This is a genomic window from Pseudomonas sp. ok272, assembly GCF_900109995.1.
Lineage (GTDB): Bacteria > Pseudomonadota > Gammaproteobacteria > Pseudomonadales > Pseudomonadaceae > Aquipseudomonas.
This window is the reverse complement of record NZ_FOCB01000014.1, coordinates 16,763-41,801: the sequence shown is the minus strand read 5'-3', so window position 1 is coordinate 41,801 and position 25,039 is coordinate 16,763. Positions and strand designations below refer to the sequence as shown.

Genomic DNA, 25,039 nt, shown 5'->3' with positions numbered 1-25,039 from the left:
CTTACATGTGCTCCAGGACTTTCAGGCCCAACAACTCCAGGCCTTGTTTGAGGGTGCGGCGAGTCAATTCGGTCAGGCGCAGGCGGCTTTGCATCTGTGCTGGCGTGTCAGCGCTGAGGATCGGGCAGTTCTCGTAGAAACTGGAGAACAGGCTGGCCAGGTCGTACAGGTAGGTGCAGAGGATGTGTGGGGTGCCTTTTTCGGCCACGCTGTTGAGCACTTCGCCGAACTGGGCCAGCTTGGCGGCCAGTTCCTGCTCCAGCTCGGCGTCGAGGACGATCTGCCCCTGGACTTCGCTGAAGTCCTTGCCCAGCTTGCGGAACACCCCGGCTGCGCGGGTGTACGCATAGAGCAGGTACGGCGCGGTGTTGCCTTCGAAGTTGAGCATCAGGTCGAAGTTGAAGCTGTAGTCGCTGGTGCGGTGCTTGGACAGGTCGGCGTACTTCACCGAATCGATGCCCACCACCTTGGCGATCTTGCTCAGCGCTTCAACCGGCAGTTCCGGGTTCTTCTCCTGGACCAGCTTGAAGGCACGGTCTTCGGCTTCGACCAGCAGGTCGATCAGTTTCACGGTGCCGCCATCGCGGGTCTTGAACGGACGGCCGTCAGCACCGTTCATGGTGCCGAAGCCCATATGCTCCATTTCCATCGGATGGGTCACGAAGCCGGCCTTGCGGGCCACGGCGAACACTTGCTGGAAGTGCAGGGCCTGGCGCTGGTCGACGAAGTACAGGGCGCGGTCGGCCTTGAGCACGCCGCTGCGGTAGCGCACGGCGGCCAGGTCGGTGGTGGCGTAGAGGTAGCCGCCGTCCGCCTTGACGATGATCACCGGCAGCGGGTCGCCGTCGGCGTTCTTGAATTCGTCGAGGAACACGCACTGGGCGCCGTTGCTCTCCACCAGCAGGCCGGCGGCCTTGAGGTCGTTGACCACGTTGATCAGGTCGTCGTTGTAGGCGCTTTCACCCATCACGTCGGCCATGGTCAGCTTGACGTTGAGCAGTTCGTAGATCTTCTGGCAGTGCGACAGCGAGATGTCCTTGAACTTGGTCCACAGCGCCAGGCAGTCCGGGTCGCCAGCTTGCAGCTTGACCACCAGGCCACGGGCGCGATCGGCGAACTCTTCGGACTCGTCGAAGCGCTGCTTGGCGGCGCGGTAGAAGTTTTCCAGGTCCGACAGCTCGTCGCTGGTGATCGGGTTCTCTTGCAGGTACGCCATCAGCATGCCGAACTGGGTGCCCCAGTCGCCCACGTGGTTCTGGCGGATCACGGTGTCGCCGAGGAACTCCAGCACCCGTGCCACGCCGTCGCCGATGATGGTCGAACGCAAGTGGCCGACGTGCATCTCTTTGGCCAGGTTGGGGGCCGACAGGTCGATCACGGTGCGTTGGGCCGGGCCGTTCTTGCGTACGCCCAGGTGATCGTCGGCCAGGGCGGCGTCCAGGCGTGAGGCCAGGGCCTGGGTGTTCTGGAAGAAGTTGAGGAAGCCTGGGCCGGCGATCTCGGCCTTGGTGACGTTCTCGTCAGCCGGCAGCGCGGCGATGATTTTCTCCGCCAGGTCGCGTGGCTTCATGCCGGCTGGCTTGGCCAGCATCATGGCGATGTTGCTGGCGAAGTCGCCGTGGGTCTTGTCCCGGGAGTTCTCCACCTGGATCGCCGGCGTCAGGCCTTCAGGCAACACACCGTCGGTAACGAGTTGGGTGAGGGCTTGCTGGATCAACTGGCGAATGGTGTCTTTCATGGTCTTCTCTTTCAACCGCAGGGCGGCGGCGCATCAATGCGCAGGTGGAAAAACTGGGCATTATCCGTTGCCGGGTCGGCATTGCCAACCTTAGCAGGCCGGTTATGGATGTGTGGTGACAAATCTAGCGCAGCACCACTGATTCATTGTGGAAGCGAGCCTGCTCGCGAAGAGGTGCTGCAGATCAATACAAGTCCACCGGATCGACGTCCAACGACCAGCGCACCGCCCGTCCGCTGGGCATTTGCTCAAGCGCCAGCAGCCAACGGCTGAGCAGGCGATGCAGCGGCGCCCGGGCCGAGGCTTGCAGCAGCAGTTGTGCCCGATAGCGCCCGGCGCGGCGCTCCATGGGGGCGGGCACCGGGCCGAGCAGTTCGATCCCGTCCAGGTCCAGCTCGGCCAGCAAACGCTCGGCCTCGCTGCAGGCTTCGTCGAGAAAACCTTCGGCCTGCCCCGGCTTGTGCGCTTCGGCGCGCAGCAGGGCCAGGTGCGAGAACGGCGGCAGGCCGGCGGCGCGGCGTTCGCTCAGGGCTTGCTCGGCGAAGGCGAAATAACCTTGCTCGGTCAGTTGGATCAGCAGTGGATGGTCGGCCAGGTGGGTCTGGATGATCACCCGTCCCGGCTCTTCCGCCCGTCCGGCCCGGCCGGCGACCTGCACGATCAACTGGGCCATGCGCTCGCTGGCGCGGAAGTCGCCGGAGAACAACCCGCCGTCGGCATCGAGGATCGACACCAGGGTCACCCGTGGAAAGTGATGTCCTTTGGCGAGCATCTGTGTGCCGACCAGGATGCACGGTTGGCCCTTCTGGATGGTGGCGAACAGTTGGTTCATCGCGTCCTTGCGCGACGTGCTGTCACGGTCGACGCGCAGCACCGGGTAGTCGGGGAACAGAATCCCCAGGCGCTCCTCGGCCCGTTCGGTGCCGGCGCCGACGGGGCGCAGGTCGACCTTGCCACATTTGGGGCAGTGCCGTGGCACGCGGTCGATTTCGCCGCAGTGGTGGCAGCGCAACTCGCCATAGCGCTGGTGCACGGTCATCCGCGCATCGCAGCGCGGGCACTCGGACATCCAGCCACAGTCGTGGCACAGCAGCGTGGGGGCGAAGCCGCGACGGTTGAGGAACACCAGCACTTGCTGGCCGGCGGCGAGGGTCTGGCCGATGGCTTGTTGCATCGGACCGCTGATGCCGCTGTCCAAGGGCCGGCTCTTGACGTCCAGGCGCAGGAAGCGTGGTTGCTTGGCGCCGCCGGCCCGTTCGTTCAGGTGCAGCAGGCCGTAGCGGCCGGTGTAGGCGTTGTGCAGGCTTTCCAACGAGGGCGTGGCCGAGCCCAGGACAATCGGGATGTTTTCCTGCCGGGCGCGCACCAGGGCCAGGTCGCGGGCGTGGTAGCGCAGGCCTTCCTGCTGCTTATATGAGCCGTCGTGTTCTTCGTCGATGATGATCAGCCCGGGGTTTTTCATCGGGGTGAACAGTGCCGAACGGGTGCCGATAATAATGTCAGCCTCGCCATCGCGGGCGGCCAGCCATGACTCCAGGCGCTCGCGGTCGTTGACCGCCGAGTGCACCAGGGCGATGCGCGCATTGAAGCGTTGCTCGAACCGCGCCAGGGTCTGCGGCCCCAGGTTGATCTCGGGGATCAGCACCAGCGCCTGCTTGCCGGCCTCCAGGGTTTCGCGGATCAGTTGCAAATAGACTTCGGTCTTGCCGCTGCCGGTGACGCCGGCCAGCAGGAAGGCGTGGAAACTGTCGAGGTCGGCACGGATCGCTTCAAACGCGGTGCGTTGCTCCGGGTTGAGCGGCAGCTCCGGTTGGGCCAGCCAGTGTTCATGGCGCTCGCTCGGCGCATGCCTGCGGATCTCGACCTGCACCAGGTCCTTGGCCAGCAGCAGGTCGAGGCTGTCCTTGCTTAGCATCAGTTTGCTCAGCAATTGATGGGCGACGCCGTGGGGGTGCTGGGCCAGGGTCGCCAGGGCTTCACGCTGGCGCGGGGCGCGGGCGATGCGCGGGTCATCGAGTCGAGCCCCCGGTGCCGCCGACCAGAAGCGTTCCTGGCGTGCCTCGGCCAGCTCACCCTGGCGCAGCAGTACCGGCAGCGCCCAGCTCAGGGTGTCGCCGAGGCTGTGCTGATAATACTGGGAGGTCCACAGGCACAGCTTGAACAGCGACGCCGGCAGCGGTGGCGTGGCATCGAGCAGGGCCAGCGCCGGCTTGAGCTTGTCGGCCGGGACCTCGCTGTGGTCGGTGACCTCCACCAGGATGCCGATCATCTCGCGCCGGCCGAACGGTACCCGCAGGCGCATGCCGGGCTGCAACTGCGCGCGCAGCACGCCGGCCGGCGCACGGTAGTCGAACAGGCGGCGCAGGGGCGAAGGCAGGGCGAGGCGCAGAATGGCGTCGGGCACGCGGGAATTCTCTTTGGGCGGGCGGTGAAGAAGGGCGCGAGCCTAGCAGACGGTCGGTCCAGTGTCCTCCTGCCAATGGCCGGGGTTTTCTGATGGAAGGGTGCTTTGGGGCGCTTGCGTCATGGAAAAGGTCTGGTAGAATCCGCGGCCTAATTACGTGCGGTATTCAACAATGGTGTTGAGTGGCGGCACGCTAGCCTGAGGAATACCCCATGAAAGCCGATATCCATCCAACATACGAAATCACCGCCGTTACCTGCAGCTGTGGCAACAAGTTCGAAACTCGTTCGAACCTGGCCAAGCCTCTGGCGATCGACGTATGCAATGAGTGCCACCCGTTCTACACCGGTAAGCAGAAGACTCTGGATACTGGCGGTCGTGTGCAGCGCTTCGCCGATCGTTTCGGTACTTTCGGCAAAAAGGCCTAAGGCCTTTTGTTCTGGAGAGCCTCAATGGCTTCTCCGGGCTGATCAAAGAAGGCGTCCCTGGGGGGCGCCTTTTTTATGCCTGTGATTTGGTGTGCCGGTGGTGTTTGGCTGTACTGGAAGCGGGGCAGATTGGCGAGTCAGGACGGCGGGCGGCGACCTAAATCATGGAATAAGGGAAAATTGTAGACATTTTTTATGTTGATTGTGAACAGTTAACCCCTTGTGTTCCGTGGCCTTGGCCCAAAGTCGTAGGGCAGGGCGCTTGACAGGGGTGACCGGGTAGTCTTGTGGGGACTTTGCGAGGCGCGTATCCTCGGCGGCCAGTCTGTCCCACAGTAAAAAGCGGAATGCCCCCATGTCTGATCTGAAAACTGCCGCTCTCGACTATCACGCTAATCCTCGTCCAGGAAAGCTGAGCGTCGAGCTCACCAAGGCCACTGCTACTGCCCGCGACCTGTCGCTGGCCTACAGCCCCGGCGTAGCCGAACCAGTACGCGAAATCGCTCGCGACCCTGAACTGGCCTACAAATACACCGGCAAGGGCAACCTGGTTGCAGTCATTTCCGATGGCACCGCGATTCTTGGCCTGGGTAACCTCGGCCCATTGGCTTCCAAGCCGGTTATGGAAGGCAAGGGCGTGCTGTTCAAGCGCTTTGCCGGTATCGACGTGTTCGACATCGAAGTCGACGCCGAAAGCCCGCAGGCATTCATCGACACCGTTAAACGCATCTCCATCACGTTCGGTGGCATCAACCTGGAAGACATCAAGGCGCCTGAGTGCTTTGAGATCGAGCGTGCTCTGATCGAGCAATGCGACATCCCGGTGTTCCACGATGACCAGCACGGTACTGCAATCGTGACCGCTGCCGGCATGATCAACGCCCTGGAAATCGCGGGCAAAACCCTTGGCGATGCCAAGATCGTTTGCCTGGGTGCCGGCGCTGCCGCCATCTCTTGCATGAAGCTGATCGTGAGCATGGGCGCCAAGCTGGAAAACATCTTCATGGTTGACCGTACCGGCGTGATCCACTCCGGCCGTGACGACCTGAACCAGTACAAGGCGGTCTTCGCCCATGCGACCGACAAGCGCACCCTGACTGACGCCCTGCAAGGTGCCGACGTGTTCGTTGGCCTGTCTGGCCCGAACCTGCTGAGCGCCGAAGGCCTGAAGTCGATGGCGGCCAACCCGATCGTGTTCGCCTGCTCCAACCCGGACCCTGAAATCGCCCCGGAACTGGCCCACGCCACCCGTGACGACGTGATCATGGCCACTGGCCGTTCGGACTATCCGAACCAGGTGAACAACGTACTGGGCTTCCCGTTCATCTTCCGTGGTGCCTTGGACGTTCGCGCCAAGCGCATCAACGAAGAGATGAAAGTAGCGGCCGCCAACGCCCTGCGTGAACTGGCCAAGCTGCCAGTGCCTCAGGAAGTGTGCGACGCCTACGGCGGCATCAAGCTGGAATTCGGTCGTGAGTACATCATCCCGAAACCCATGGATGCCCGCCTGATCACCGTGATCTCCGATGCCGTGGCCAAGGCCGCGATCGAGACCGGTGTGGCGACCCTGCCGTATCCGAAGAACTACCCGCTCAAGAGCGTGGACGACGTGTTTAACGGCTAATCCCGTTTAGCGTCACCCCAAAAGCCCCGGCACGCGAGTGTCGGGGCTTTTTGTATTCGGCGGTTTATGCCCGGGGCGGGACGGCTTCAGTCGCCCAGCGCGACACTCGCCGCCCGTTGCCCAGGGCGCACGCTCATCAGCAGGAGGGCGAGGCTGGCGAGCAGCACCGGCAGCGCGATCCAGAAGAACAGCCACTGCAACCCGCCCGCCGCGGCAAACAGCCAGGCGCCGAGCATCGAGCCAATGATCGAACCGACGCGACCGGCGCCCAGGGCCCAGGCGACGCCGGTGGCCCGTGCTTGCGCAGGGTAGTAGGTCGCCGCCAGGATGCTCAGGTTGACCAGTGCGCCGGTCAGGGTGAACCCCACCAGGAACACCATCACCATCGACATGGCCATCGACCCGTTGCCCAGCTGGATGCCGGTCAGGGCCAGCGCGGCACACGCGGCAAGGCACAAGGCGGGCATCACTTTGTCGGCGCCGACACGGTCCATCAGCAGGGCCATGAGGATGCCACCGATGACCCCGCCAAACGGCACCATCGCTGCAATGAGCGAGGTGTCGGCCACGCTATAACCGCTGTCGCGCAGAATGGTCGGTAGCCAACTGGTCAGCAGGTAGAACACGCACAGGCAGCAGAAGAACGTCAGCCAGAGCATCAAGGTGCGCAGGGCGCGACCTTCGGTGAACAGGGTGACCGCCGGTGACCGCTGCACGCTCGCCGCCGTGTCGTTGATCAGGGTGACACCCTGCCAGTCCTGGCGCCCGCTGATGGTCGTCAGCACCGAGCGCAGCCGTTGTGCGTGCGTCGGGCTATTGACCATGAAGCAGGTGGATTCGGGCAAGACCTGCATCAGTACCGGTATCAGCAGCAGTGGCGCGATGCCCCCCAACATCATCAGTCCTTTCCAGCCGAGCACGGGCAGTAGCAGGCCCGCCACCCATCCGCCCAGCGCAAGGCCGAGGGTGAAGCCGGAGTAACTGAGGGTCACCAGCAGCAAGCGGCGCCGGGCGGGCGAGTACTCCGAGCTGAGCGTGATCGCATTGGGCAGCACTCCGCCCAGGCCGATACCGGTGAAGAGGCGCAGCAGGGTCAGGGTTTCGATAGAGGTGGCGAACGCGCAGGCCAGCGTCCCGATCGCGACAATCGACAGGCTGACCAGCAGGGCGGATTTTCGCCCATAGCGGTCGGCGAATGGGCCCATTGCCGTATTGCCCAGCAGCATGCCGAACAGTCCGGCGGCGAACGCGGGTGCCAGTTGGCTGCGTTCGATGCCCCAGTCGCGGATCAGTTCCGGGGCGATGTAGCCGATGGCCGCGGTGTCGAAGCCGTCGAGGACCACCACCAGGAAGCACAGGAGCAAGACCCGGATCTGCAAGGCAGACACCGGGCTCTGATCGATGATGTCACTGACACGGAGTGTCGTGCTGTTCATGCAAATCCCCTTTATTTGTTTTGTTGTAGGAGTCGATCCGTTGCCACGGGTGGCCGTAGCATCGGTACTGCGCACGCGCTTCATTAGAGGGAGGGGCGCGCTGTCCGTCTATCCACTTAGTGGGTGAAAGTACTCCGTAAATCGCGCGCCGTCAGGCAGGCGGCCGGCGTCACTGGGTTTGCTCGGCGTAAAAAAAGCCCCGCGCTTCTCACGAAGGCGGGGCTTTTTTGGGGCGTGGATCAGAACAAGTCGATGGGCGCCACTTCATCAGCCGGCAGCGGGCTGCCCGGTGCGGTGCCGTTGCCCAGTTCGCTGCCGGAGGGCGGCGTGTCTTCGCTCTTGAACAGTTCGAAGTAGGCCCCAGGTGAGCCTGGCGAGGCCGCGCGGCCGCTGTTGGGGTCGACCCGCAGGCTGAGAATGCCTTCTGGTTCGGCCAGGGTGTGGGGTGGCTTGTCCTTGAGGGCGGCGCCCATGTAGTTCATCCAGATCGGCAGGGCCACGGTGCCGCCGAACTCGCGCCGGCCCAGGCTTTCAGGTTGATCGAAGCCGGTCCAGACGGTGGTCACGTAGTCAGCGTTGTAGCCGGAGAACCAGGCGTCCTTGGACTCGTTGGTGGTCCCGGTCTTGCCGGCGATGTCTGGGCGACCCAGGGCCAGGGCGCGGCGTCCGGTGCCCAGCTTGATCACGTCCTGCAACATGCTGTTGAGGATGTAGATGGTGCGACCATCGACGATGCGCTCCGCGACGGCCGGGGTTTGTTCGGTGGCCGGTGCTGGCGACGCCTCGCCTGGCGTCGGGTTGACCGTGAAGGTCTCGCTGGCGGGTGCCGCAATACCGGTACTGGTGGTCGCATCCTTTGGCACGCTGGGCGGGTTGGCGGCGAACAACAGGTCACCGCTGCGGCTCTCGATCTTGTCGATCAGGTACGGGGTGATCTTGTAGCCGCCGTTGGCGAAGGTGCTCCAGCCGGTGGCGATTTCCATCGGTGTCAGCGTCGCAGTGCCCAGGGCCAGCGACAGGTTGGGCGGCAGGTCCTGTTTGTTGAAGCCAAAGCGGGTGATGTAGTCGATGGTCTTGCCCACGCCCATGGCTTGCAGCAGGCGGATGGAAACCAGGTTGCGCGACTTGTACAACGCTTCACGCAGGCGGATCGGGCCGAGGAAGGTGTTGGTGTCGTTCTTCGGGCGCCAGACCTTGTCCAGGTATTCGTCAACGAACACGATGGGGGCGTCGTTCACCAGGGTTGCGGCGGTATAGCCGTTGTCCAGCGCAGCGCTGTAGACGAACGGCTTGAAGCTCGAACCCGGCTGGCGCTTGGCTTGCATCGCGCGGTTGTAGTTGCTCTGCTCGAAGGCAAAGCCGCCGACCAGGGAGCGAATCGCACCGTTCTGCGGGTCTAGCGACACCAGCGCACCCTGGGCCTGCGGGATCTGGCTGAACTTGAGGCTGTTGTTGGCCTGGCGCTGCACACGAATCAGGTCGCCGACCTGGGCCACGTCCGCCGGCTGGCGCGGCACCGGGCCCATGCTGTTGGTGTTGAGGAACGGTCGCGCCCACTTCATGGTGTCCCAGCTGACGTGTTCGGCGCCGTTGCGGGTCAGCACTTGCAGGCCATTCTTCTCGACCTGGGTGACGATGGCGGGCTCAAGGCCGCTGATGGTGCGCTGCTTGGTCAGCTCAAGGGCCCAGGCGTCGGGGGTCTTGCCTGGCAGGCGTGATTCCGGCCCGCGATAGCCGTGGCGCTGGTCGTAAGTGATCAGGCCTTCATGGACGGCGGTGTTGGCCATTTCCTGGAGGTCGCTCGGCACGGTAGTGGTGACGCGGAAACCTTCGGTGTAGGCATCGGCACCATAGCGGCCGACCATTTCGGCGCGGGCCATTTCGGCGATGTACGGCGCGCTCACTTCCGGGGTCGGTACGTGGTAGCTGGCGTTCAGCGGCTCGTTGATCGCCGCGGTGTAGTCGGCCTCGTTGATCTTGCCCAGCTTGTACATGCGACCCAGGATCCAGTCGCGGCGCTCTTTGCTGCGTGCCGGGTTAGCCAGGGGGTTGAAGCGCGAAGGGGCCTTCGGCAGGCCGGCAATCATCGCCATCTGCGCCAGGGTAATGTCGCGGATCGACTTGCCGTAGTACACCTGCGCGGCGGCTTCGATGCCGTAGGCGCGGTTACCCAGGTAGATCTTGTTCACGTACAGCTCGAGGATCTCGTCCTTGGTCAGCTGCCGTTCGATTTGCAGGGCCAGGAGGATCTCGGTGGTCTTGCGCGAGAAGCTGCGTTCGCTGGTCAGGAAGAAGTTCTTCGCCACCTGCATGGTGATCGTGCTGCCGCCGGACTGGATGTGCCCGCTCTTGATCAACTGGGACGCGGCGCGCATCAGGCTGCCGGGGTCGACGCCATAGTGATTGGCGAAGTTATCGTCTTCAGCACTTAGTAACGCATTGATGAAATTGGGGGGAATGTCGGCGAAAACGATCGGCGTGCGGCGCATTTCGCCAAACTCTGCGATCAACTTGCCGTCGCTGCTGTAGACCCGCAAAGGAATCTGCAACTGGATGCTTCGAAGCGCCTCCACCGACGGCAAACCCGGACTAAGGTAAAGAAATGCGCCACTCAGACCCAGCAGCAGTCCGCAGAAAATGGCGACAGCGGACCACCCGAAAAACTTAAGCAGACGAATCAAGGCTATTGGACATCCAGGGTAAAAAAATGAAATAGGCGACAGGGCAAATGGGTAAGCAAGGAGCTGCCCGCGCTTGAAGAAAGCGGAAAAAAACGCTGGGCAGTATAAGCACTTTTTCCGCCGAAAGCGCGTTCGACCCCGGGGTCGAGGCGCCACGATTTCGTGCAAGCAATCATAAAGAGTCTGTAACTCACGGATAGTCAAAGGGAATTGCCAGTGCCAGGACTCTTCAAGAAAAACCGCCGAACGGTGCTGGGCATCGACATCGGCGCCACTTCGCTCAAGCTGGTCGAACTCAGTCGTTCGGGCCCCCATTATCGGGTCCAGGCGTACGCCATGGAGCCGTTGCCCGCGAACGCGGTGTTCGAGAGCACCCTCCATGAGCCCGAGGTTGTCGCCCTGGCGCTGTCGCGCTTGGTTCGTCGGGCGCGGACCTCTGTGCGCAAGGTCGCGCTGGCGGTCGGCGGCTCGGCGGTCATCACCCGGACCCTGGAGATGGATGCCGGACTGTCGGACGAGCAGATGCACGCCCAGCTCAGGCGTGATGCCGAGCAATTCATTCCCTATCCACTGGACGAAGTCGCCATCGATTTCCAGGTACAGGGGGCTGCCGTGCAGGGCTGCGAGCGTGTCGAGGTGCTGCTGGCGGCGTGCCGCATCGAACACCTGGAGGCGCGTGAGGCGGCGCTGGCGTTGGCGGGGCTGACGGCGCAGGTGATCGATGTCGAGACCTTCGCCCTGGCGCGTACCCTGGCGTTGCTGGCGGGGGATGCGCAACGCCGGGTGGCAGTGTTTGAACTCGGTGCCAGCGTCTCCCTCCTGCGGGTGTTTGACGGTGGCGCCCTCATCTACAGCCGCGAGCAGTCGCCGGGTGCGGGGGGGCTGGCCGAGCCGCAGGCGTTGGTGCAACAGTTGCAGGCATTCTTCGCGACGGTGGCGCGTGGGGCGGTCGACCAGATCCTGCTGACCGGCGACAGCACCGCACTGGCCGCGCTGGCCCCGGTGATCGAGCAGCAACTCGGTACGCCAACGCAGATAGCCAATCCGTTTGCCGGGATGACCCTGGCCGGCAGCGTCGACGGTGCCGCGCTGGCGACGGATGCACCGGCGCTGATGGTGGCCTGCGGGCTGGCGTTGAGGAGCTTTGACGGATGACCGGGATCAACCTTCGACCCTGGCGTGAAATGCAGCGCCAGGCTCGGCGCAAACGCTTCCTGCTGGGGTTGTGCGCCCTCTTGTTGTTGGCGCTGGTGGTGATCGTGCTGGGCGAGCGCTACATCAATGGCGTCATTGACCGGCAAATGGCGCGCAATGCCTACATCAGCCGGCAACTGATGAAGCTTGACGAGCGCATCGAACGCATCGACGCGCTGCGGCGCCAGCGTCGGCAGCTGGTGCAACAGATGACCGTTGTCCACGACCTGCAAGGCAGTCGGGCGGGCAGCGCAAAGGTCTTCGGTCAACTGGCGCAAGCCTTGCCGGACGAGGTGTTCCTGACCTCCGTGCGCCGGCAGGAACGGTTGCTGTTCATCGGCGGCATGGCGCAGGTGCCCGGCCAGGTGTCGACATTGATGCGCAATCTTGATCAAGCTGAAGTGTTCGACGCTCCCAGTCTGATCGACGTCAAGGCCGGTTCCAGTGAGCAGGTACCGCAGGGCAGCGCGTTTCAGTTGAGCATCCGCCAGGAGTCGCCGTCGACGATGGAGGGCGATCAATGACTGCGCGTCAACGATTCGAGCGCTTGGCGGCGGTCGAACTCGCTGGGTTTGAGTTGCGTGCCCTGGGCGCCTGGCCCGCGTCGCTCAAGATCCTGGCGGGTGTGCTGTGGATGGCCGGGCTGCTGGCGCTGGGTTACCACGGTTATCTCAAGGACCTCGACCGTCAGCTTGAGCGTGTTCGTGGCGACGAGTCGGCCCTCAAGCAACAGTTTGCGCGCAAGGCGTCGTCGTCGGCGGGCCTGGAGCGTCACGCCGAGCAGGTGGCGGCCCTGCAAGCGACCCTTGCCCAAGGGTTGCAGCAACTCCCCGGCGGTTCCCAAGTGCCGGGATGGGTGGACGACATCAGTCGTCTTGGGCTGGAGAGCGGCTTGGCCTTTGAAGAGATCAAGCTGCTGCCGGAAGTCTCCCGTGTGTTCTATCTCGAATTGCCGATCCAGATCACCGTCACCGGGACCTACCAGGCGCTGGCGACCTTCGTCGGCGGCCTCGCGCGGTTACCGCGCCTTGTCACCCTGCATGACTTCAGCCTGGCGCCGCAAAACCCGGGTGACGGGACGACGCTGCGCCTGAGTATCCAGTCCAGGACCTATCGCTACAACGACCAAGGCGGCCCGTCATGAGCGCTGCTCGCTGGCTGGGGGTGGCCATGGTGCTTGGTGGCATGGCGGGGTGTGGGGATGAGCACGATTTCCGCGACCTGGATGCCTACATGAATGAGCAGCGCGGGCGAGCGCCCGGGCAGATCGAGCCACTGCCGGTATTTCGTGCACCGACGGCGTTTGTCCACGACGCTACGATGCTGCGCAGCCCGTTTTTGCCCCGGGTCGGTCCTGTGGCGCGCAAGCCCGGCCCGCAGCGGCGCCAGCACTACCTGGAAGGTTTTGGCATCGATCAGTTCGACATGGTGGGCACCCTCGTCAATGGGGCGGACCGCTTTGTGCTGCTCAAAGGCGCAGGTGGTGTGCACCGGCTGCAGGTCGGTGACTACATTGGACGCAGCGATGGCCAGGTCAGGGTGATCGCTGCCTTCCATGTCGAGGTGGTGGAAGTCGTGGCCGATGGCCGGGGAGGGTGGTTGGAACGCCCGCGGACCTTCTCCTTGAAAACTCAATCGTAGTGGAACCCGGATCATGAAAAGGATTTTCCCGGCCCTTGGCCTGTCGCTGTGGATAGCGCTCCTGTCGCCGGAGGTAGAAGGCGCGAGCCCCGATGCTCAACATGACCTTTTGCCACCCGCGGAGTCTGTGGGCCTGCCGGGCGCGGATGGCGGCGAGAAGCTCTCGCTGAACTTTCAAGACATCGACATCCGCTCGGTGCTGCAACTGCTTGCCGAGGTCGCTCAATTGAACCTGGTGGCCAGTGACTCGGTGCAGGGCCACATCACCTTGCGTTTGAGCAACGTGCCCTGGACCCAGGCGCTGGACCTGGTGCTCAAGACCCGGGGCCTGGACAAGCGCCAGATTGGCAATGTCCTGTTGGTCGCCCCCGCCGACGAAATCGCTGCCCGCGAGCGCCAGGAACTGGTGCTGCAACAACAGCGCGCCGAGCTGGCGCCCTTGCGGCGCGAGTGGGTGCAGGTCAACCATGCCAAGGCGACGGATATCGCCAAGCTGTTCCAGTCGGTCACCCGCGCCGAGGGCGTCCTCGACGAGCGGGGCTCGATCACGGTGGATGAACGGACCAACAGCATCATCGCCTACCAGAATCAGGAGCGCCTGGACGAACTGCGGCAGATCGTTGCGCAGTTGGACCTGCCGGTGCGCCAGGTGATGATCGAGGCGCGCATCGTCGAAGCCAACGTCGACTACGACAAGAGCCTGGGGGTGCGCTGGGGTGGCTCTATCAGCAATCGGGGCCACTGGAACACCTCGGGGGTCAGCAGCGGGGCCAGTGGTTCGTCGACGATCGGTACGCCGGGGAGTACCAGCGCCAATTCGCCGTTCGTTGACATGGGCGCGATGGGCAATACGTCGGGGCTCGGCATCGCGTTCATTGCCGACAACGTGCTACTCGACCTGGAACTGATGGCCATGGAGAAGACCGGCAACGGGGAAATTGTCTCGCAGCCCAAAGTGGTGACCGCCGACAAGGAGACGGCGAAGATTCTCAAGGGCACGGAGGTGCCTTATCAGCAGTCCGGTGCCCATGGCGCCACATCGGTGTCGTTCAAGGAGGCGTCGCTGTCGCTGGAGGTGACACCGCAGATCACCCCGGACAACCGCATTCTGATGGAGGTCAAGGTGACCAAGGACGAGCCTGACTACTTGAACAAAGTGCAAGATGTGCCGCCGATCAAGAAGAACGAGGTCAACGCCAAGGTATTGGTGGTCGATGGTGAAACCATCGTTATTGGTGGGGTTTTCTCAAATACTCAAAGCAAGGTTATAGATAAGGTGCCATTTCTCGGTGATGTGCCGTATCTTGGCCGCCTTTTCCGGCGTGACGTGGTGTCGGAGAGAAAATCCGAGCTGTTGGTATTTCTCACTCCACGTATCATGGATAACCAGGCGATTGCTGTGAGTCATTGATTCTGTGCGAAATTTGATTCTTGTTGGGCCGATGGGTGCAGGCAAAAGCACCATTGGTCGCTTGCTGGCCAAAGAGCTGCGTCTGCCGTTCAAGGATTCCGATAAGGAAATCGAACTGCGCACGGGCGCCAATATCCCGTGGATCTTCGATAAGGAAGGCGAGCCGGGCTTTCGCGATCGCGAGCAGGCGATGATTGCCGAGCTGTGCGCGCTCGATGGCGTGGTCCTGGCCACGGGCGGCGGCGCGGTGATGCGCGAGGCCAATCGTCGGGCGCTGCATGCCGGCGGACGGGTGATCTACCTGCATGCTTCGGTGGAGCAGCAGGTCGGACGCACCGCGCGTGATCGTAATCGCCCGTTGTTGCGCACGGCCGATCCGGCCAAGACCCTGCGCGACTTGCTGGCGCTGCGCGATCCGCTGTACCGGGAGATCGCCGACCTGGTGGTGGAAACCGATGAACGGCCACCACGAATGGTGGTGCTGGATATCCTGGAACGCTTGCAGCAGCTACCTCCCCGTTAATCCGCACCGCGAAATGCGCTATCCTCGGCGTCGCGCCATGACCGATCCACGGTGTGGCGCAGAGTCGCCGGGTGGGGTCACCCGCGCAGACGTTGCCCGTCAAAAAAAATCCCAAGGCAGGACGCCGGATTCCAACTTCACTGTGGGGACACATGCAGACACTTAAGGTCGATTTAGGCGAGCGTAGCTACCCGATCCACATTGGCGAAGGGTTGCTGGACCAGCCTGGGCTGCTGGCGCCGCATATCGGCGGGCGGCAAGTGGCAATCATCACCAACGAGACCGTTGCGCCGCTGTACCTGGAACGTCTGACCCGCAGCCTTGCGCCGTTCTCGGTGATCTCGGTGGTGTTGCCCGATGGTGAGGCCTTCAAGACCTGGGAAACCCTGCAAACCATTTTCGATGGCCTGCTCACTGCACGCCACGACCGCCGCACGACCGTCATCGCCCTGGGGGGCGGGGTGATTGGCGACATGGCAGGCTTTGCGGCCGCCTGTTACCAGCGTGGCGTCGACTTTATCCAGGTGCCGACCACCCTGCTGTCGCAGGTCGACTCCTCGGTGGGTGGCAAGACCGGCATCAACCATCCGCTGGGCAAAAACATGGTCGGCGCGTTCTATCAGCCGAACGTGGTGCTGATCGATACCGCGACCCTCAATACCTTGCCCGCCCGTGAACTGTCGGCGGGCCTGGCGGAAGTCATCAAGTACGGGCTGATCTGCGACGAGCCGTTCCTGACCTGGCTCGAAGCAAACGTCGACCGCTTGCGCGCCCTGGACCAGGACGCCCTGACCTATGCCATCCAGCGCTCTTGCGCGGCCAAGGCGGCGGTGGTCGGTGCCGACGAGCGCGAGACGGGGGTGCGCGCCACGCTCAACCTGGGCCATACCTTCGGCCACGCCATCGAAACCCATATGGGCTATGGTGTTTGGCTACACGGTGAAGCCGTGGCTGCTGGCACTGTAATGGCCATGGAGATGTCGTCGCGCCTGGGTTGGATCACCCCCCAGGAACGTGACCGCGGCATCCGCTTGTTCCAGCGTGCCGGGTTGCCGGTCGTCCCGCCTGAAGTGATGACCGAGGCCGATTTTCTCGAACACATGGCAATTGACAAGAAAGTAATCGACGGGCGGATGAGGCTGGTGTTGTTGCGCCGAATGGGCGAAGCCGTCATCACCGACGATTATCCGAAAGAGGTTCTACAGGCCACGCTGGGGGCGGATTACCGCCTCCTGGCTCAGCTTAAAGGTTAATAAGATCCCGATGACTAGTTTGCATGCCGACGAGGCGTTCCTCGGCCATTACCAGTTGAATCACGACCCGTTTGCTCCTCGGGTGCCTGGCTTCAAGTTCTTCCCGGCCCAGCGCAAGCCGGTGTTGGGGCAGTTGCATCATCTGGCGCGCTACAGCGAGTTGCTGCTGGTGGTGACTGGTCCGCTGGGCAGCGGCAAGACCTTGCTGCGCCAGGCGCTGGTTGCCAGCACCAACAAACAGTCGGTGCAGAGCGTGGTGGTTTCCGCCCGCGGTGCCGGCGATGCCGCAGGTGTCTTGCGCCAGGTCGCCCAGGGGCTGGACGTGGCCCAGGCGGAAGTGGGCGCGATCCTCAAACAGGTGGTGCAACTGGCTCTCACCGGCCAGGAAGTCTACTTGCTGGTGGATGACGCCGAACAACTCGACGAGTCGGCCCTGGAAGCCCTGCTGGCGCTGGCTGCCGGCGCGCCGGAAGGTCGTCCACATGTGTTCCTGTTTGGCGAGTCGTCGCTGATCGCCGGGCTTGAGCAGCTCAGCACCGAGGAAGAGCGCTTCCACGTCATCGAGTTGCAACCTTATACCGAGGAAGAAACCCGCGAATACCTGAGCCAGCGTCTTGAAGGTGCCGGCCAGGGAATCGAACTTTTCTCCGCTAATCAGATCTCTGAGATTCACGAAAGCTCCGATGGCTGGCCTGGCAACATCAACCAGGTGGCCCGCGATGCGATGATCGAAGCCATGATAGCTAGCCGCAACGCGGTCAAGCGTCCAAGTATGGGGTTCAACATGCCGAAGAAACACGTATTGGCGATATCCGCCGTGGTCGTGGTCGCGGTGGCCGCGGCCTGGTTGATTCCAGGTCGCAGCAAGGCACCGACGACCGGTACGCCGGTTAACGAACAAGCGCAATTGCCGCTTGGCCAGGGTACGCCGACCACCAATGGTGGCGCGCCGGCAGTCGAGTTCGCGGGTAATACCCAGCCGATGCCATTGCCGCTGGTCGGACAACCCGTGATGCGCGGTCCGCTGGCCGAAGCCGCCGGTGGCATCACCGAAGGCGACGACGGTGTGCCACTCGAAGGCTCAAGCTCCGTGCCGCCGACGGTCACCACGACGGCGCCGCCAGCAGACATTCCAGCAGGCCCTGCGCCAACGCCAGCGGCCAAGCCGGTACCTGCGCCGACCCAGGTCGCGACCGCCAAGCCAGCACCCGCTCCGGTCGCCAAGCCAGCCCCTGCGCCGAAACCGGCACCGGTGGTCAAGCCCGTCGATAAGCCGGCCACTGTGGCCAAGGCCGCGACGGGCACCGGTGGCGCCTGGTATGCCGGCCAGAAGCCTGGCAACTACGTGGTACAGATCCTGGGCACCAGCTCGGAAGCGACCGCGCAGAACTTCGTCAAGGAGCAGGGTGGCGAGTACCGCTACTTCAAGAAAGTGCTCAACGGCAAGCCGCTGTACGTGATCACTTACGGTAACTTCGCCAACCGCGATGCCGCCGTTGCCGCCATCAAGGCCTTGCCAGCGAAGGTTCAGGCTGGTAAACCTTGGCCTCGCTCTGTCGCCAGCGTCCAACAGGAACTGGCAACCGTTCGCTGAAGAATCGGCGGCCTTACCCAGGCCGCTCTCCTTCGCACCTCAAATTATCGACAAGTGCATGCTGCCATCAGGCCGCGTGCCTTGTGGTGTCTGCGTCACAGTAGTCTTGAGTCGTTGCAGTCAATCTTTAAAAAAATTTGACTAGCACAGTAGATCGCTTTAAACCTTTCATAAATGCGACATAAGTTTGCGACATATCGTCGTCAAATTTGTGGGCCTCTGTGTCGGTGTGTACAATGACCTCCCTTTTGCCCCTGCAAAGCTGGCGTACGTTCGGCGCGGATGGTAAGTGGTTGAATTAAAAAGAAATTTGCCTCGAAAAGAGGCAGCCTGGTGAGAAAGTGTCTATGAAAGCAGGTCTGTACCATCCCGATGAATTCAAGGATAACTGCGGTTTCGGCCTGATAGCCCATATGCAGGGCGAACCCAGTCATACCCTATTGCAAACGGCCATCGAGGCCTTGACCTGCATGACCCACCGCGGTGGGATCAACGCCGACGGCAAGACCGGTGACGGTTGCGGTCTGCTGATACAGAAGCCGGATGTGTTCCTGCGTGCGATTGCCCAGCAAACCTTCGGCGTCGAGTTGCCCAAGCAGTACGCGGTGGGCATGGTGTTCTTCAACCAGGACCCGGTCAAAGCCCAGGCCGCTCGCGAGAACATGAACCGCGAGATCCTCGCCGCCGGCCTGCAACTGGTCGGCTGGCGCAAAGTGCCCATCGACACCAGCGTCCTTGGCCGTCTGGCCCTGGAACGCTTGCCGCAAATCGAGCAAGTGTTCATCGCAGGCAACGGCCTGAGCGATCAGGACATGGCCGTCAAGCTGTTCACCTCCCGTCGTCGCTCGTCCGTGGCCAACGCCGCTGACACCGATCACTACGTGTGCAGCTTTTCCCACAAGACCATCATCTACAAAGGCCTGATGATGCCGGCGGACCTTACCGCCTTCTATCCAGACCTGAGCGATGAGCGCCTGCAAACCGCCATCTGCGTGTTCCACCAGCGCTTCTCCACCAACACCCTGCCGAAATGGCCGCTGGCCCAACCGTTCCGCTTCCTGGCGCACAACGGCGAGATCAACACCATCACCGGCAACCGCAACTGGGCCCAGGCCCGTCGCACCAAGTTCACCAACGACCTGATGGACCTCGATGAGCTCGGTCCCCTGGTCAACCGCGTGGGCTCCGACTCCTCCAGCATGGATAACATGCTGGAGTTGATGGTCACCGGTGGCATCGACCTGTTCCGTGGCGTGCGGATGATCATTCCGCCAGCGTGGCAGAACGTCGAGACGATGGACCCGGACCTGCGGGCGTTCTACGAATACAACTCGATGCACATGGAACCGTGGGACGGCCCGGCCGGCGTGGTCATGACCGACGGTCGCTACGCGGTGTGCCTGCTCGATCGCAACGGTCTGCGCCCGGCGCGCTGGGTCACCACCACCAACGGTTTCATCACCCTGGCCTCGGAAATCGGTGTCTGGAACTACCAGCCCGAAGATGTGATCGCCAAGGGGCGCGTGGGCCCGGGCCAGATCTTTGCCGTGGACACCGAAACCGGGCAGATCCTCGACACCGACGCCATCGACAACCGCTTGAAGTCCCGTCATCCGTACAAGCAATGGCTGCGCAAGAATGCCCTGCGCATCCAGGCGACCATGGAAGACAACGACCACGGCTCGGCGTTTTACGACGTCGACCAGCTCAAGCAATACATGAAGATGTACCAGGTCACGTTCGAGGAACGCGACCAGGTGCTGCGCCCGCTCGGCGAGCAAGGCTACGAAGCGGTCGGCTCCATGGGCGATGACACGCCCATGGCCGTCTTGTCCCAGCGTGTGCGCACGCCGTACGACTACTTCCGCCAGCAGTTCGCCCAGGTCACCAACCCGCCGATCGACCCGCTGCGCGAAGCCATCGTGATGTCGCTGGAGATCTGCCTCGGTGCCGAGCGCAACATCTTCCAGGAGTCGCCGGAACACGCCTCGCGCGTGATCCTCAGCTCGCCGGTGATCTCGCCGGCCAAGTGGCGCTCGCTGATGAACCTCGATCGTCCGGGCTTCGAACGCCAGATCATCGACCTCAACTACGACGAGGCCCTGGGCCTTGAGGCCGCGGTGCGCAATATCGCCGACCAGGCCGAAGAAGCCGTGCGTGCCGGTCGTACTCAGATCGTGTTGAGCGACCGTCACATTGCGCCGGGCAAGCTGCCGGTGCACGCCTCCCTGGCCACCGGCGCGGTGCACCACCGCCTGACCGAGCAAGGCCTGCGTTGCGACTCCAACATCCTGGTCGAGACCGCGACGGCACGCGATCCGCACCACTTCGCGGTGCTGATCGGGTTCGGCGCGTCGGCCGTCTACCCGTTCCTGGCCTACGAAGTGCTGGGCGACCTGATCCGTACCGGTGAAGTGCTGGGCGACCTCTACGAGGTGTTCAAGAACTACCGCAAAGGCATCACCAAGGGCCTGCTCAAGATCCTGTCGAAGATGGGCATCTCCACCATCGCCTCGTACCGCGGCGCCCAACTGTTCGAAGCCATCGGCCTGTCCCAGGAAGTCTGCGACCTGAGCTTCCGTGGCGTGCCGAGCCGCATCAAGGGCGCACGCTTCGTCGACATCGAAGCCGAGCAGAAAGCCCTGGCGGCCGAAGCCTGGAGCCCGCGCAAGCCGATCCAGCAAGGCGGCCTGCTGAAGTTCGTCCATGGCGGCGAGTATCACGCCTACAACCCGGACGTGGTCAGCACCCTGCAAGCCGCGGTGCAGCAGGGCGACTACAGCAAGTTCAAGGAATACACGGCGCTGGTGGACAACCGCCCGGTGTCGATGATCCGCGACCTGTTCAAGGTCAAGACCCTGGACACGCCGCTGGACCTCAGCGAGATCGAACCGCTGGAGTCGGTGCTCAAGCGCTTCGACTCGGCCGGCATCTCCCTCGGCGCGTTGTCGCCGGAAGCCCACGAAGCCCTGGCCGAAGCCATGAACCGCCTGGGTGCGCGTTCCAACTCCGGCGAAGGCGGTGAAGACCCGGCGCGCTACGGCACCATCAAGAGCTCGAAGATCAAGCAAGTGGCCACCGGCCGTTTCGGGGTGACCCCGGAATACCTGGTCAACGCCGAAGTGTTGCAGATCAAGGTCGCCCAGGGCGCCAAGCCCGGCGAAGGGGGGCAGTTGCCCGGCGGCAAGGTCAACGGCCTGATCGCCAAGCTGCGATACGCCGTGCCCGGCGTGACCCTGATCTCGCCACCGCCGCACCACGACATCTACTCGATCGAAGACTTGTCGCAACTGATTTTCGACTTGAAGCAAGTCAACCCCAAGGCCCTGGTCTCGGTGAAGTTGGTGGCAGAAGCCGGCGTCGGCACGATTGCGGCCGGTGTGGCCAAGGCCTATGCGGACTTGATCACCATCTCCGGCTACGACGGCGGCACCGGCGCATCGCCGCTGACCTCGATCAAGTACGCCGGCGCGCCGTGGGAACTGGGCCTGGCCGAAACCCACCAGACCCTGCGCGGCAACGACTTGCGCGGCAAGGTCCGGGTGCAGACCGACGGCGGCCTGAAAACCGGCCTCGACGTGATCAAGGCGGCGATCCTCGGCGCTGAAAGCTTCGGCTTCGGCACCGCACCGATGATCGCCCTGGGCTGCAAATACCTGCGCATCTGCCACCTGAACAACTGCGCCACCGGCGTCGCGACGCAGAACGAGAAGCTGCGCAAGGACCACTACATCGGCACGGTCGACATGGTGGTGAACTTCTTCACCTACGTCGCCGAAGAAACCCGCGAGTGGCTGGCCAAGCTCGGTGTGCGTTCGCTCGAAGAGCTGATCGGTCGTACCGATCTGCTGGAAATCCTCGAAGGCCAGACCGCCAAGCAGCAACACCTGGACCTGACCCCGTTGCTGGGCAGCGATCACATCCCGGCGGACAAGCCGCAGTTCTGCCAGGTCGAGCGCAACCCACCGTTCGACAAAGGCCTGCTGGCCGAGAAAATGGTCGACCTGGCCACCTCGGCGATCAACGACCTGAGCGGTGCCGAGTTCGCCCTGGACATCTGCAACTGCGACCGCTCCATCGGCGCGCGGATCTCCGGTGAAATCGCACGCAAACACGGCAACCAGGGCATGGCGAACGCGCCGATCACCTTCCGCTTCAAGGGCACGGCCGGGCAGAGCTTCGGCGTGTGGAACGCCGGCGGCCTGAACATGTACCTGCAAGGCGATGCCAACGACTACGTCGGCAAGGGCATGACCGGCGGCAAGCTGGTCATCGTTCCGCCCCAGGGCAGCGTGTACAAGACCCAGGACAGCGCCATTATCGGCAACACCTGCCTGTACGGTGCCACCGGCGGCAAGTTGTTCGCTGCGGGCACCGCGGGCGAGCGTTTTGCGGTGCGTAACTCCGGTGCCCACACCGTGGTGGAAGGCACGGGCGATCACTGCTGCGAATACATGACCGGTGGTTTTGTCTGCGTGTTGGGCAAGACCGGCTACAACTTCGGCTCAGGCATGACCGGTGGTTTCGCCTACGTGCTCGACCAGGACAACAGCTTCGTTGACCGGGTCAACCACGAACTGGTGGAAATCCAGCGGATCAGCGGCGAAGCGATGGAAGCCTATCGCAGTCACCTGCAACGCGTGCTCAACGAGTACGTCGAGGAAACCGACAGCGAATGGGGACGTAACCTCGCTGAAAACCTCGATGACTATGTGCGTCGTTTCTGGCTGGTCAAGCCCAAGGCTGCCAACCTGAAATCGTTGCTTTCCAGCACCCGTGCCAACCCGCAGTGATATGCGCCTGAAAAGTTTGAGGTTTTACCATGGCTGAACGTCTGAATAACGACTTCCAGTTCATCGACGTCGGGCGCAAAGATCCGAAGAAGAAACTGTTGCGTCAACGCAAGAAAGAGTTCGTGGAGATCTACGAACCGTTCAAACCCCAGCAGTCGGCCGACCAGGCCCACCGCTGCCTGGGCTGCGGCAACCCGTATTGCGAATGGAAGTGCCCGGTGCACAACTTCATTCCCAACTGGCTCAAGCTGGTGGCCGAGGGCAACATCCTCGCCGCCGCTGAGCTGTCGCACCAGACCAACACCCTGCCGGAAGTCTGCGGCCGGGTGTGTCCCCAGGACCGCCTGTGCGAGGGCGCTTGCACCCTCAACGACGGCTTTGGCGCGGTGACCATCGGTTCGGTGGAGAAGTACATCACCGACACCGCGTTCGCCATGGGCTGGCGCCCGGACATGTCCAAGGTCAAACCGACCGGCAAGCGTGTCGCGGTGATCGGCGCCGGGCCTGCGGGCCTGGGTTGTGCCGACGTGCTGGTGCGCGGTGGCGTGACCCCGGTGGTGTTCGACAAGAACCCGGAAATCGGCGGCCTGCTGACCTTCGGCATCCCCGAGTTCAAGCTGGAAAAGACCGTGCTGAGCCATCGCCGCGAAGTCTTCACCGGCATGGGCATCGAGTTTCGCCTGAACACCGAAGTGGGCAAGGACGTGACCGTCGAGCAACTGCTCGAAGAGTACGATGCGGTATTCATGGGCATGGGCACCTACACCTACATGAAGGGCGGCTTTGCCGGCGAGGACCTGCCAGGCGTGTATGACGCGCTGGACTTCCTGATTGCCAACGTCAACCGCAACCTGGGCTTTGAAAAATCGCCGGAAGACTTCATCGACATGAAGGGCAAGAAGGTCGTGGTCCTGGGCGGTGGCGACACCGCGATGGACTGCAACCGTACGTCGATCCGCCAGGGCGCCAAGTCGGTGACCTGCGCCTATCGGCGTGACGAGGCCAACATGCCGGGCTCGCGCAAAGAGGTGAAGAACGCCAAGGAAGAGGGCGTGAAGTTCCTCTACAACCGCCAGCCGATTGCGATCGTCGGTGAAGATCGCGTCGAAGGAGTGAAGGTGGTCGAGACCCGTCTCGGCGAGCCGGATGCCCGAGGCCGGCGCAGCCCCGAGCCGATCCCCGGTTCCGAGGAAATCATCCCGGCCGACGCCGTGGTCATCGCCTTCGGTTTCCGCCCAAGCCCGGCGCCGTGGTTCGAACAGTTCGACATCCAGACCGACAGCCAGGGCCGTGTCGTGGCCCCGGAGCAGGGCACGTTCAAGCACCAGACCAGCAACCCGAAGATCTTCGCCGGTGGCGACATGGTGCGCGGTTCCGACCTGGTGGTGACGGCGATCTTCGAAGGCCGCAATGCCGCTGAAGGGATCCTGGATTACCTGGGGGTCTGACCCCGATCCTGAGCTGAAATGGGATCACTATGTGGGAGCGGGTTTGCTCGCGAAGAGGGTGTGTCAGTCGACAGTTTTGTTGCCTGACACGCCGCATTCGCGAGCAAGCTCGTTCCCACAGTCGTTTGTGGTGTTGCTGAAAGTCCCTTTGCAGTCCGATAAATTGCCGCCTAGGGCTACCTAAACTCCAGCAGGATGGCGACCGCTGTCATCCACGCGAGCGACGTGAAAATCATCGTTGCGTTGATGATCAGCAGACGTTTCAGGTAGGGAGGGAAGTTTTCAAGATCAACTGGGCTCGCATCTCCAATACGGATGGACGCCTTCGGCCACACCATCATCCCGGCGATTTTTGCTATCTCCAGGAGCGACCAAAGCACACCTCGCTTCCCCAGGCTCGGGCCCCAACGATGAACGTAACGGCTGTGCTTCAAGGCCTCCTTCATGGCGTCCAGGTGACAGCGGCTAAGGTACAGACTGAGCGCAAGGCCCGCAGTACCAAGCACAAAGGGGCTACCGGCAACAATAATTGCAATCCAGGGGGACCACGTGTCGATACTGGTCATGGCTGTGTCACCTCGTAAACGTTCTCCCCTATGTATTCGCCAGTCACTCCGCCAACTGTCGTACCCACCCATGCACCAGCCCCTACTAAGACTGCGACACAGACAACACCTCCGACACCCGTGACGCCAAGCGCCAAACAGATCGGAGCACTGGCAGCGCTGGCTGCCGCTCCAGCGAAAGCACCTCTGGCGGTGGACCCAACGAACTGTCCTCCCTCAGTAAACTTAACCCTCTCGCAAGCAGCCCCAGAGTCGCCGTTACACACCTGCTGAATCGCCAGCAACGAAGACACGCCGCTAATACC

The 25,039-nt window shown here is 62.9% G+C and carries 16 protein-coding genes and 1 pseudogene; 12 read left to right on the top strand and 5 right to left on the bottom strand.

The features are described 5' to 3' along the window. Position 1: 1 nt before the first annotated feature. Positions 2 to 1,738 carry an arginine--tRNA ligase gene (gene argS, locus BMW74_RS19205; RefSeq protein ID WP_093425149.1) on the bottom strand — a complete coding sequence of 579 codons (1,737 nt, stop codon included), beginning with the start codon at positions 1,736 to 1,738 and terminating at the stop codon, positions 2 to 4. A 184-nt stretch (positions 1,739 to 1,922) separates the two neighbouring features. Continuing rightward, the gene (locus tag BMW74_RS19200; protein ID WP_093425146.1) at positions 1,923 to 4,142 is read right to left on the bottom strand and encodes a primosomal protein N'; all 2,220 of its coding nucleotides are present in this window, start codon (positions 4,140 to 4,142) and stop codon (positions 1,923 to 1,925) included. 212 nt (positions 4,143 to 4,354) lie between these two features. On the opposite strand from BMW74_RS19200, the gene rpmE reads away from it, so the two are divergent. Together rpmE and BMW74_RS19190 are read left to right on the top strand one after the other, a co-directional pair. Continuing rightward, positions 4,355 to 4,570 (top strand): 50S ribosomal protein L31, encoded by a 216-nt coding sequence (gene rpmE / locus BMW74_RS19195; RefSeq protein WP_093425143.1) that lies wholly within the window; start codon positions 4,355 to 4,357, stop codon positions 4,568 to 4,570. A gap of 355 nt (positions 4,571 to 4,925) precedes the next feature. Next, a complete protein-coding gene (locus tag BMW74_RS19190) occupies positions 4,926 to 6,194 on the top strand; it encodes a malic enzyme-like NAD(P)-binding protein (protein WP_093425140.1) in 1,269 nt (422 codons plus the stop codon). Between the two features lie 86 nt (positions 6,195 to 6,280). Here the strand turns inward: BMW74_RS19190 and BMW74_RS19185 are convergent, their stop codons facing one another. Then, positions 6,281 to 7,630: an MFS transporter gene (locus BMW74_RS19185; RefSeq protein WP_093425137.1), complete on the bottom strand. Its 1,350-nt coding sequence runs from the start codon at positions 7,628 to 7,630 to the stop codon at positions 6,281 to 6,283. 239 nt (positions 7,631 to 7,869) lie between these two features. After that, positions 7,870 to 10,308 (bottom strand): penicillin-binding protein 1A, encoded by a 2,439-nt coding sequence (locus BMW74_RS19180; RefSeq protein ID WP_371911790.1) that lies wholly within the window; start codon positions 10,306 to 10,308, stop codon positions 7,870 to 7,872. 219 nt (positions 10,309 to 10,527) lie between these two features. Between BMW74_RS19180 and pilM the strand changes: the two genes are divergently transcribed. The 10 genes and pseudogenes from pilM to BMW74_RS19125 all read left to right on the top strand — a co-directional run bounded on the left by pilM (position 10,528) and on the right by BMW74_RS19125 (position 24,168). Then, a complete protein-coding gene (pilM, locus tag BMW74_RS19175; RefSeq protein ID WP_093425131.1) occupies positions 10,528 to 11,466 on the top strand; it encodes a type IV pilus assembly protein PilM in 939 nt (312 codons plus the stop codon). Then, positions 11,463 to 12,029, top strand: coding sequence for a PilN domain-containing protein (locus tag BMW74_RS19170; RefSeq protein WP_093425128.1), 567 nt, complete (start codon positions 11,463 to 11,465; stop codon positions 12,027 to 12,029). Before pilM ends, BMW74_RS19170 begins: the two co-directional genes overlap by 4 nt. After that, positions 12,026 to 12,649, top strand: coding sequence for a type IV pilus inner membrane component PilO (locus tag BMW74_RS19165; RefSeq protein ID WP_093425126.1), 624 nt, complete (start codon positions 12,026 to 12,028; stop codon positions 12,647 to 12,649). The genes BMW74_RS19170 and BMW74_RS19165 overlap by 4 nt, the downstream gene beginning before the upstream one ends. After that, positions 12,646 to 13,146, top strand: coding sequence for a pilus assembly protein PilP (locus tag BMW74_RS19160; RefSeq protein WP_093425122.1), 501 nt, complete (start codon positions 12,646 to 12,648; stop codon positions 13,144 to 13,146). Before BMW74_RS19165 ends, BMW74_RS19160 begins: the two co-directional genes overlap by 4 nt. A 151-nt stretch (positions 13,147 to 13,297) precedes the next feature. Beyond that, a pseudogene (locus BMW74_RS19155) lies at positions 13,298 to 14,557 on the top strand (type IV pilus secretin PilQ); the annotation flags it as partial. A 4-nt stretch (positions 14,558 to 14,561) separates the two neighbouring features. After that, a complete protein-coding gene (gene aroK / locus BMW74_RS19150; RefSeq protein WP_093425118.1) occupies positions 14,562 to 15,080 on the top strand; it encodes a shikimate kinase AroK in 519 nt (172 codons plus the stop codon). Positions 15,081 to 15,232: 152 nt separating this feature from the next. Continuing rightward, on the top strand, positions 15,233 to 16,333 hold the full coding sequence (gene aroB / locus BMW74_RS19145; RefSeq protein WP_093425116.1) for a 3-dehydroquinate synthase: 1,101 nt from the start codon (positions 15,233 to 15,235) through the stop codon (positions 16,331 to 16,333). A 10-nt stretch (positions 16,334 to 16,343) separates the two neighbouring features. After that, on the top strand, positions 16,344 to 17,927 hold the full coding sequence (locus tag BMW74_RS19140; protein ID WP_093425114.1) for an SPOR domain-containing protein: 1,584 nt from the start codon (positions 16,344 to 16,346) through the stop codon (positions 17,925 to 17,927). Between the two features lie 347 nt (positions 17,928 to 18,274). Beyond that, the gene (gltB, locus tag BMW74_RS19130) at positions 18,275 to 22,720 is read left to right on the top strand and encodes a glutamate synthase large subunit (protein ID WP_093425112.1); all 4,446 of its coding nucleotides are present in this window, start codon (positions 18,275 to 18,277) and stop codon (positions 22,718 to 22,720) included. 29 nt (positions 22,721 to 22,749) lie between these two features. Next, on the top strand, positions 22,750 to 24,168 hold the full coding sequence (locus BMW74_RS19125) for an FAD-dependent oxidoreductase (RefSeq protein ID WP_093425110.1): 1,419 nt from the start codon (positions 22,750 to 22,752) through the stop codon (positions 24,166 to 24,168). A 176-nt stretch (positions 24,169 to 24,344) separates the two neighbouring features. Here the strand turns inward: BMW74_RS19125 and BMW74_RS19120 are convergent, their stop codons facing one another. Beyond that, on the bottom strand, positions 24,345 to 24,734 hold the full coding sequence (locus BMW74_RS19120; protein WP_093425108.1) for a hypothetical protein: 390 nt from the start codon (positions 24,732 to 24,734) through the stop codon (positions 24,345 to 24,347). Positions 24,735 to 25,039: the final 305 nt, after the last annotated feature.